Raw genomic sequence first — 8,445 nt, 5'->3', positions numbered from 1 at the left:
GTTCCCCGTCGATGGTCAGTACCGTGTAGCGCATCTCCTGCCGCCGCAACGTTTCTACCAGTGCCCGGTTGCTGCGGGCGACCCCGGTGATCCGCCAGCCGTCACCGGCCAGTTGCGTGTAGACGGCCTGGTGGCCGCGGTGGAAACTGCCGAGCCCGAGGTGGACGATGCGCGACACGTCAGGGCCGGTAGGTGTCGAAGCGCTGCAGCGCGTAGAACTTCCGCACCGTCTCGTGGATCTCCCACGTGCCGCGCCACCCGTCGGGCAGCACCAGCACGTCACCCGGGCCGAGCTCGACCGCGTCACCGCCCTCGGTGGTGACCGTGGCCCGGCCGGAGATGATGTGGCAGATCTCCGCCCAGCCCTCGCGCTTGCCGCGCAGCAGGCCGGGAGTGGCCTCCCAGATCCCGGACTTCATGATGCCCTTGCGCTCGTCGGGCCACATCGGCAACGACACCTCGTAGACGTCGCCGGCCGGTGCGCTGCCGGCGACGGACTTCTCCGGCAGGTCGGCGGACTGGACCTGGGTGTGCCGGACGGCCGGCGTGATGGCGGGCGTGGTCATGAGCTGTCTCCTTTGAGAAAACGCATCCGGGTGCGGTCAGACGGGCCCGAGCACGACACCGATGCCGTGCTCCTCGAGCTCGTCGACGGTCGCGGCCAACTGCTTGCGGCGCGGGTCCGTGCGGTACCGTTCGATCGCCGCCTTGTCCTCGGCGCGCACCAGGATCACGTCGGTGTAGCCAGCCGACCAGGGCGACTGGTTCTTGCCGACGGTGACCTCGACGACACCGTCGATGTCGGCCAGCTCGCGATAGCGGGCGAGCACTTCCTGCGCCGACTGTTCGGTGGCGATGTCCTTCCACCGCAGCAGGGAGATCTGCACGTACATGCGGCTCCTTCATCGGATCGACCGGGCAACGAGCGGCTCGCGACGGCTGGAGAACAGCGCCCGAGCCGATGGTATAGTGAACAAGCGAAATAAATGCTAGGGTTCGGCGCGTGGGCCCGTCAAGGCACCCTCGGCCCCGATCCAGCAAGTCTTCCTGCTCCTGGAATGGCCTTATGACGCTTGGGAATCCCGCTTCCGAGGCGCGCCGCGTGCTGTGCCTCGGCGCCTACATTCTCGACATCCTCGGCCGGCCGATCAGCCGCCTGCCCGATACGCAGAACAGCCAGCTCATCGAAGAGATCCGGCTGACGGTGGCCGGCACGGCCGGCGGTACGGCGGTCGACCTGGCCCGGCTCGGCATCCCGACCTCGGCCGCCGGCGCGCTCGGCGACGACGCGGCGGGCCGGTTCGTCCGCACGTTGCTCGACGAGGCCGGGGTCGACACCCGTTGGCTGGCCACGCTCGCCGACGTGCAGACGTCATGCACCATGCTGCCGATCGCGCCGGACGGCTCACGGCCGGCCTGGCACGTGCGGGGCGCCAACGCCCGTTTCGGTGCCGAGCACCTGCCGTGGGCGGAGCTCGACGAGTTCGCCGCGGTCCACGTGGGCGGCGTGAATGCCCTGCCCGGCTTCGACGGCGACACATGCGTGCAGCTGATGGCCGCGGCCAAGCAGGCCGGTTGCATCGTGACCGCCGACTGCCTGGGCGTGAAGCGGGCCGATGCGGCCGACCTGCTTGGCCGCTACCTGCCCTATGTCGACGTGTTCCTGCCGAACGACCTGGAGGCGTTGAAGATCACGGGAGCCGACCGGGTCAGCGACGCCGCGGCCGTCTTCCGCGACATGGGCGCGGGCGCGGTCGTGGTGACCACCGGCGCGGACGGCTGCGTCGTCGCCGATTCCCGTGGCGTGTGGCGGATACCGGCGTACGACGTGCCGGTGGTTGACAGCACCGGCTGCGGCGACGCATTCTCCGCCGGAGTGCTCGCCGGCCTGGTCAGCGGCTGGGACCTCGAGCGCTGCGTCAACTTCGGCAACGCCGCCGCAGCACTGACCGTGCAGGCGCTAGGTTCTGACGGCGGCCGGCTTTCCGCGGAGCGGGTCACCGCTGCGCTCTCCGGCCCGCGTCGCTCGTTCACCGACGGATCCCCAGGCGAACAGGGAGTACAGCAGTGCCGAAGATAGTGGACCACGGTAAGCGTCGTGAAGAGCTGCTCGAGGCGGTGACCCGCGTGATCGCGCGCTCCGGCATCGAGGGCGCCACCATGCGGGTGATCGCCGACGAGTCAGGCTGGTCGACCGGGTCGCTCGCACATTACTTTTCCGATCGCGACGACATACTGGCTTCGGCCCTGCGCTACTCGCACCGCGTGATCCGCGAGCGTTGGGCCCGCAAGATGGAAGGGCTGGCCGGCCTCGCCGCGCTCCGCGAGCTGGTCCTGGACAACCTGCCGCTCGACGCCGAGCGGTCGTCCGAGACCCGGCTGGAGATCATCTTCTGGGGACAGGCGCTCAACGCACCATTCCTCATGGAGGTCCAGCAGAGCGAGGAGACCGACCTGTTCCGCACGATGCGCGAACTGGTCGTCGACGCTCAGGTGGCCGGCGAAGTGAAGCGCCGGCTCAACCCGGACCTTGTCACCGAGCGGCTGCTCGCGCTGATCGACGGGCTGAGCCTGCACAGCCTGCTCTACGGCACACGGCTGTCCACCTCGGCGATGACCAAGATCATCGACCAGGAGTTCGAATCACTCAGTCCCTCCTCCGAGGACTGAGTCACCGATCCATCGGCGCACCCTCGCGGGCATGAAAGGTGAACACAGCATGACCAACAGAGAGACAGCCGTGGTCACCGGCGGAAACCGCGGGATCGGCGCCGGAGTCGTCGACGAGCTGGCAGCCGCCGGCTACGACGTGGTCTTCTCCCATCGCGGCGAGCCGGCGAAGGCGCGCGACGTCGCTGAGTCCGCCCGCCGATACGGCGGGCGGGTCGAGCCCGTGGAGGCCGACTTCCGCGACCCGGACCAGGTCCGGCACTTCGCCGAGTGGGCCATCGGCGACTTCGGTCCGGTGCAGGTGCTCGTCAACAACGCCGGCCGCGGTTACTCCGAGCGGCTCTACGACACCCGGCTCACCGACGTCGACGACGTGTACGCCATCAACTTCCGCGCCCCGCTGCTGCTCACCCAGCTCGTCTCGCGGCACATGATCGACGAGCGGATCGCCGGCCGCATCGTCTTCGTCACCTCGATCCGCGCCCGGTGGGTCGATCCGGTCGATGCCGTCTACGGCGGGCTGAAGGCCGCGCTCGACCGGGCGATGCGGTCCTGGGCGCTGGAGCTGTCGGTGCACCGCATCCGGGTCAACGCGATCGCCCCCGGCGCGATCGAGGTGTTCCCGGAACGGGCGCACCGCTACCGCGAGCTGGACCGCGACATCCCGCTCGGCCGCACCGGTACACCGTCGGACATCGCCAAGACCGTGCGCTTCCTGGTCTCCGACGACGCGTCCTACATCACCGGTGCGTCGATCCCGGTCGACGGCGGGATGCCGCTGCCGGCCACGTACGGCGGCGACGACATCGGTCCGGGTAACCGCTGGGGCCAGGTGCAGGTGCGGCAGCCGACGAGCGACTTCGCCCGCCACCCGGGCGGATACGACCCGGCGCCGAGCCGGCGGACCTGACGTGCCCGACTCCCTGCTCGCGCTCGCCGGCGTCGCCGCGGACGGCGCACCGGCTCTTCAACTGCGCAGCGCGGACGGCGCCGACCTGCTCGCCAGCACGCCGTTGGCGGCCACGCCCGGCTACCTGTCGTGGGCAGCCGACGCGGGTGTGCTCTTCGTCGCCGGTACCGCGGGCGACGGGGGGATCCTGGACGCCTACCGGCTCGACGGCGCGGGTTTCGTCCGTGTCGACCGGGCGGCGAGCGAGCCGGCTGCCGTCCACGTCGCCGCGACCGCGGATGCCGCTCGGGTGGTGACCGCGCATTACCGCAGCGGCGCCACCTGCTGCTGGGCGTTCACCGGCGACCGGCTACACCTTGACGAGACGATCGTCGGCAGCGGCAGGAGCGTGACCAGCCGCCAGCAGAGCAGCCACGCGCACAGTGCGCTCCCTCTCGCCGACGGGGTGCTCGTCTCCGACTTCGGTGCGGATGCCGTGCGCCGCTACCGGTTCGGCACGGCCGGCCTGCACCTGGCGGCGAGCTGGCCGGCGCCGCCCGGCAGTGGCCCGCGCCACCTCGCCCGCGCCGGCGACACGAGTGTGCTCGTCGTCTGTGAGCTCGCCAGCACCGTGCACCGCCTCGACGTCAGCTCGCTCACCGAGCTCGCCGCGCCGGTCAGCACCCTGCCGGCCGACTACCGTGGCGCGAACCAGACTTCGGACATCATCGTGGACGCCGGGACGGTCCTGGTCGGCAACCGTGGGCACAACTCGGTGGCTGCGCTGCCGCTCGCCGGCGGCCGGCCGCGCTGGACCGCCACCCATGGCTGGCCGCGGGACCTGTCGACCTCGCCCGGCGGGCTACTCGCGGTGGCCAACGAGGACACCGGCTGGCTCGAGACCTTCCGCCTCGCCCCCGATCACACACTGGCGCCGCTGCGGCAGACGGCCGCGCTCGCGCAGGCGATCACCGTCGGCTACCTGACCTGACCCCGTCCGCTCGATCGGAGCAGCCATGAAATTCGTCTGTGTCGACGGAGTCCCCCGCTACCGCGACCTCGCCGCGACCTTCGCCGCCACGATTCTGCGGCCGTACGGCCATGATCTCGTCTGGTACGAGGAAGCCGCACCGGATGCCGACCGGTTCGCCGAGCTGGCCGCCGGCGCCGACGGGCTGCTGCTGTACGGCCTGCGCGGCCGGTTCCCCGCCGAGGTGCTCGACCGCTGCCCGACGATCAAGATCGTCGGGTACCTCGGCACCGGAGTCGCCCGCGCCGTCGACGTGCCCGCCGTCCGCTCCCGCGGGGTGGCCGTGTGCAACGTGCCCGACTACGCCAGTGACAGCGTCGCCGAGCTGACCGTCGCGTTGTTGCTCGCGGTCGCCCGCCGGCTCACCGAGGGTGATCGCACCGTCCGGGCCGGCGAATGGGCGCGCCGGCCGGGGCGGCAGCTGATCGGCAAGCAACTCGGCGTCGTCGGTGCCGGACCGATCGCCGCGAAGGTGATCAGCCGCGCCCGCGGCCTGGGCATGCGGCCGGTGTGCTGGACCCGCCGCCCGACGCCTGAGCGCGCGGCGGCACTCGGTGTCGAGTTCGTCGAACTGCCCGCGTTGTTCGCGGAGTCAGACGTCGTCAGCCTGCACCTGAGCCACACCCCCGCCACCGACGGGCTGATCTCCGCGCAGTTGCTCGGCACGCTGAAGCCGGACGCGATCTTCGTCAACACGGCCCGGGCCGAGCTCGTCGACACGGCCGCGCTGTACGACCTGCTCCGCCGCGAGGCGATCTTCGGGGCCGGCCTGGACGTGTTCGACTCCGAGCCGCCGGACCTCTCCGCACTTCCACTCGACGCCAACCTGGTGCTCGCCCCGCACGCCGCGTCGGTGACCGCCGAGACGTTCGGTGTGGCCCTGCGCATCGGCATCGAGAACATGCGCGCGTTCGCCGCCGGTCAGCTCGTCAACGAGGTGACCGAGTGACCGCGCTGCGCCGGCTGCCGATCGGCCGGACCGACGTGCTGGTCACCGACCTCGGTCTCGGCGCGGCGCCGCTGGGAAACCGGTACACCCGGATGTCCGACGAGGCCGCCACCGCCCTTGTCGACGAAGCTTGGCAGCAGGGCATCCGGTTCTTCGACACCGCGCCGCAGTACGGCCTCGGCCTGTCGGAACGGCGGCTCGGCGCGGCCCTCGCCCGGCGTGATAGGGCCGACTACGTGATCGCGAGCAAGGTCGGCCGGCTACTCGTCCCCAACCGCAACCCCACCGGTTCCGCACTCACGTCGACGGTCTTCGACGTGCCCGACGACGTCGAGCAGCAACCCGACTACAGCCGCGACGGCGTCCGCCGCAGCGTCGCCGCCAGCCTGGAGCGCCTCGGCATCGACCGTCTCGACATCGCCCTGGTGCACGACCCGGATCGGCACCTGGAGCAGTGTGCCGCCGAGGCGCTCCCGGCACTGGCCGAACTCCGCGAGGAGGGCCTGGTCGGGGCGATCGGCGTCGCCATGAACCAATGGCAGGCACCGCTCGACCTGGTGCGCACGACGGATCTCGACTGTGTGCTCGTGGCCGGCCGGTGGACGTTGCTGGACCGCTCGGCGCTGCCGCTGCTGGACGAATGCGCCGAACGCGGCGTCTCGGTGCTCGCCGCCGCACCGTTCAACTCCGGCCTGCTGAGCACCGACCGGCCGGAGCCGGGCGCCCGCTTCAACTACCGGGCGAGCGATCCCGCGCTGATCGAGCTGACCACGTCGCTCGCCGCCGCCTGCACCCGGTTCGGCACCACGCTGCCGTCGGCCGCGCTGCGCTTTCCGCTCAGCCACCCCGCCGTCGCCTCGGTCGTCGTCGGCCAGAACAGCGCCGCGCAGGTGACCGCCAACGTCCACGCGTTCGCCGGATCCCTGCCCGGGACGCTGACGGCCGAGCTGAACCGGCTGATCGGGGACGGCCCGGCATGAGCGACGAGCCGGTGGGAGTCGCGGTGATAGGCGCGGGCGCGGTGGCCCAGGCGGTGCACCTGCGCGCCCTCGTCACGCTGGCCGACCGGTTCCGCGTCGTGGTCGTCATGGATCCCGACGCCGCCTTGGCCGACGAGGTGGCGCGCCGGTTCGGCGCCGCACCATCGACCAACCTCGACGACGCGCTGACCCGCCACGGCGTCACGGCCGCGGTGATCTGCAGCCCGCACCGCTTCCACGCCGAGCAGATCACGGCCGCCGCACGCCACGGAATCGCCGTGCTGTGCGAGAAGCCGCTGGCGACCTCGACGGCCGACGTGCAGCAGATCCGCGACACGCTCGCGACCCATCCGGTGCCGCTGGTCGTGGGCGCGATGCACGCCTTCGATCCCGCATACATCGCCGCCCGGCAGCGATGGGCCGAGCTCGCCGAGTCGTGCACGATCCTGCGCTCCGTCGTGCTGGTGCCGCCGAACGACGAGTTCGTGCTGGCCGCCGCCGAGCTCGCTCCGGGCTCCGCCCAGACGCCTGCGCCGAGTGCCGCAACGCCGTTGTCGCGGGCGATTCTCGGCCTGGCGACGCATGTTCTGCCGCTGGCCCGGTCGCTGCTGCCGAACGTCGACCGGCTTGTTACGGCGCGTTTCGTGCCACCGTTCGGCTACCAGCTGGTGCTCACCGGACCGGCCGGCCGGATGGAGCTGCTGGCCCTCGCCGCCGGGCGCTGGCAGCCCTCGTGGACCCTCACGGCCTGGGGCCGCGAGCACCGGCTCGACCTGAGCTTCCCGCCCTCCTACGTGCAGGCCGGCTCGTCGCACGCGACCATCCGCTCCACGAACCACCCGGACCTGGCACAGACCTGGCAGTCCCCGGTCAACGGCTACCTGAGCGAATGGCTGCACCTCGCCGACCTGGCCGGCGGCGCGATCACGCCGCGCTACCCGGTCGCGACCGCGCTCGACGACATCGACTTCGCAATCGGGCTCATCGACCAGGCCGATCGGCTGGTGGCGGCATGACCGGCCGGCGCACCGTCAGCACCCGCTGGTGCGCACCGGCCACAGCGCGCCGCCACGAGCTCGCGGCGCTGACGCTCGGCGGGCGACTGCGGCTGGCGGCGGACGAGCGGGCCGACATCGCGGTCGTGACCGCGAGCCCGCTGCTGCTCGACCAGGTCCGGTCGGCCTGCGCGGCCGGGGCCCGGACGATCGTGCTCGACACGCCCGGCGCTGCACGCGCCGCCGACGTCGGGGAGCTGGCCGACCGGGCACGCGGCATCGGGCTGCAGGTGGTGGTGTCCTGGATGTTCGCCGACAGCCCGCTGCTGGCGGACCTCACCGCCCCGGAATCGCCGGCCCTGCTGGACAGCTGCCAGCTGATCGACCCGTCGTCCGACGTGCGTGCGGCGTTGGTCGAGCACCTGGTGATCCTGCGCCGGCTGACCGCCGGCGAGTTGCGCCTGACCGCGTTCGACGAGCACGGGTACCACCTGACCGGCGTCGCGGACGCGCCGGCGATCAACGTGTCGGGTGTGGTGTCCCGGCTCGGGCCGGCTGAGTTCACCGTGACAGCCGTCGACCCCGAAACCCGGTGGACGGTTCGGCTGCCCGCCGACCCGGCCGACATCCCAGGCCGGAGCGTTCGGTTCGACGCGACCGGCGAGCAGGCCGTCCGGCCGGCCTACGAATCGCTGCTACGACAGCGGTGGCTGGCGCTGCTCGACGCACCGGCGAGCGACGACGGCCTCGCCGAACTCGCCACCGCGATCCGCACCGCCGGCGGGCTCGTCGCGTCCTGACCGCGCCGCCCACACTCGTCACGTTCGGCGCTGCTCCATGCCCGGCGTTCGCGTCGAGCGCACGCCGAGGTCTCCGGCCCGCAGATCGCCGCGGTCTTAGAAGATTGCAGATGTCCGCTCGGCGCGGTCGGG

The 8,445-nt window shown here is 71.8% G+C and carries 11 protein-coding genes; 8 read left to right on the top strand and 3 right to left on the bottom strand.

Going from position 1 to position 8,445, the window contains the following annotated elements:
• The 3 genes from ABD352_RS57955 to ABD352_RS51175 form a co-directional block, all read right to left on the bottom strand.
• Nucleotides 1-178 (bottom strand): mannitol dehydrogenase family protein (locus ABD352_RS57955; protein WP_486303858.1); only part of this gene is annotated, 178 nt, incomplete at its 3' end.
• Between the two features lies 1 nt (nt 179).
• Nucleotides 180-566 carry a cupin domain-containing protein gene (locus ABD352_RS51180; RefSeq protein WP_344619940.1) on the bottom strand — a complete coding sequence of 129 codons (387 nt, stop codon included), beginning with the start codon at nt 564-566 and terminating at the stop codon, nt 180-182.
• 36 nt (nt 567-602) lie between these two features.
• Entirely contained in the window at nt 603-893 is a 291-nt protein-coding gene (locus ABD352_RS51175) for a Dabb family protein (protein WP_344619939.1), read from the bottom strand.
• A gap of 173 nt (nt 894-1,066) precedes the next feature.
• Between ABD352_RS51175 and ABD352_RS51170 the strand changes: the two genes are divergently transcribed.
• The 8 genes from ABD352_RS51170 to ABD352_RS51135 are packed head-to-tail and all read left to right on the top strand — an operon-like array spanning nt 1,067 to nt 8,313.
• A complete protein-coding gene (locus ABD352_RS51170; protein WP_344619938.1) occupies nt 1,067-2,080 on the top strand; it encodes a carbohydrate kinase family protein in 1,014 nt (337 codons plus the stop codon).
• The gene (locus ABD352_RS51165; RefSeq protein ID WP_344619937.1) at nt 2,068-2,670 is read left to right on the top strand and encodes a TetR/AcrR family transcriptional regulator; all 603 of its coding nucleotides are present in this window, start codon (nt 2,068-2,070) and stop codon (nt 2,668-2,670) included. Before ABD352_RS51170 ends, ABD352_RS51165 begins: the two co-directional genes overlap by 13 nt.
• A 49-nt stretch (nt 2,671-2,719) precedes the next feature.
• Complete coding sequence (locus ABD352_RS51160) at nt 2,720-3,580, top strand: SDR family NAD(P)-dependent oxidoreductase (RefSeq protein ID WP_344619936.1); 861 nt, start codon at nt 2,720-2,722, stop codon at nt 3,578-3,580.
• A 1-nt stretch (nt 3,581) separates the two neighbouring features.
• Nucleotides 3,582-4,550, top strand: coding sequence for a lactonase family protein (locus ABD352_RS51155; RefSeq protein WP_344619935.1), 969 nt, complete (start codon nt 3,582-3,584; stop codon nt 4,548-4,550).
• Between the two features lie 25 nt (nt 4,551-4,575).
• Nucleotides 4,576-5,538, top strand: coding sequence for a 2-hydroxyacid dehydrogenase (locus ABD352_RS51150; protein ID WP_344619934.1), 963 nt, complete (start codon nt 4,576-4,578; stop codon nt 5,536-5,538).
• Entirely contained in the window at nt 5,535-6,518 is a 984-nt protein-coding gene (locus tag ABD352_RS51145; RefSeq protein WP_344619933.1) for an aldo/keto reductase, read from the top strand. The genes ABD352_RS51150 and ABD352_RS51145 overlap by 4 nt, the downstream gene beginning before the upstream one ends.
• Nucleotides 6,515-7,534, top strand: a complete 1,020-nt coding sequence (locus ABD352_RS51140; protein ID WP_344619932.1) for a Gfo/Idh/MocA family protein — start codon at nt 6,515-6,517, stop codon at nt 7,532-7,534. Before ABD352_RS51145 ends, ABD352_RS51140 begins: the two co-directional genes overlap by 4 nt.
• A complete protein-coding gene (locus tag ABD352_RS51135; protein ID WP_344619931.1) occupies nt 7,531-8,313 on the top strand; it encodes a hypothetical protein in 783 nt (260 codons plus the stop codon). The genes ABD352_RS51140 and ABD352_RS51135 overlap by 4 nt, the downstream gene beginning before the upstream one ends.
• Nucleotides 8,314-8,445 lie beyond the last annotated feature (132 nt).

It is taken from the genome of Dactylosporangium salmoneum, assembly GCF_039532525.1.
Classification (GTDB): Bacteria; Actinomycetota; Actinomycetes; order Mycobacteriales; family Micromonosporaceae; genus Dactylosporangium; species Dactylosporangium salmoneum.
The sequence above is the reverse complement of the archived record's forward strand: the minus strand, read 5'-3'. Positions and strand labels throughout refer to the sequence as shown.

Excerpts from the sequence above, each read along its gene's own strand:
- ABD352_RS51170 (WP_344619938.1), top strand. The coding sequence starts at position 1,067 with ATGACGCTTGGGAATCCCGCTTCCGAGGCGCGCCGCGTGCTGTGCCTC.
- ABD352_RS51150 (WP_344619934.1), top strand. The coding sequence starts at position 4,576 with ATGAAATTCGTCTGTGTCGACGGAGTCCCCCGCTACCGCGACCTCGCC.
- ABD352_RS51180 (WP_344619940.1), bottom strand. The coding sequence starts at position 566 with ATGACCACGCCCGCCATCACGCCGGCCGTCCGGCACACCCAGGTCCAG.
- ABD352_RS51160 (WP_344619936.1), top strand. The coding sequence starts at position 2,720 with ATGACCAACAGAGAGACAGCCGTGGTCACCGGCGGAAACCGCGGGATC.
- ABD352_RS51140 (WP_344619932.1), top strand. The coding sequence starts at position 6,515 with ATGAGCGACGAGCCGGTGGGAGTCGCGGTGATAGGCGCGGGCGCGGTG.
- ABD352_RS51175 (WP_344619939.1), bottom strand. The coding sequence starts at position 893 with ATGTACGTGCAGATCTCCCTGCTGCGGTGGAAGGACATCGCCACCGAA.
- ABD352_RS51135 (WP_344619931.1), top strand. The coding sequence starts at position 7,531 with ATGACCGGCCGGCGCACCGTCAGCACCCGCTGGTGCGCACCGGCCACA.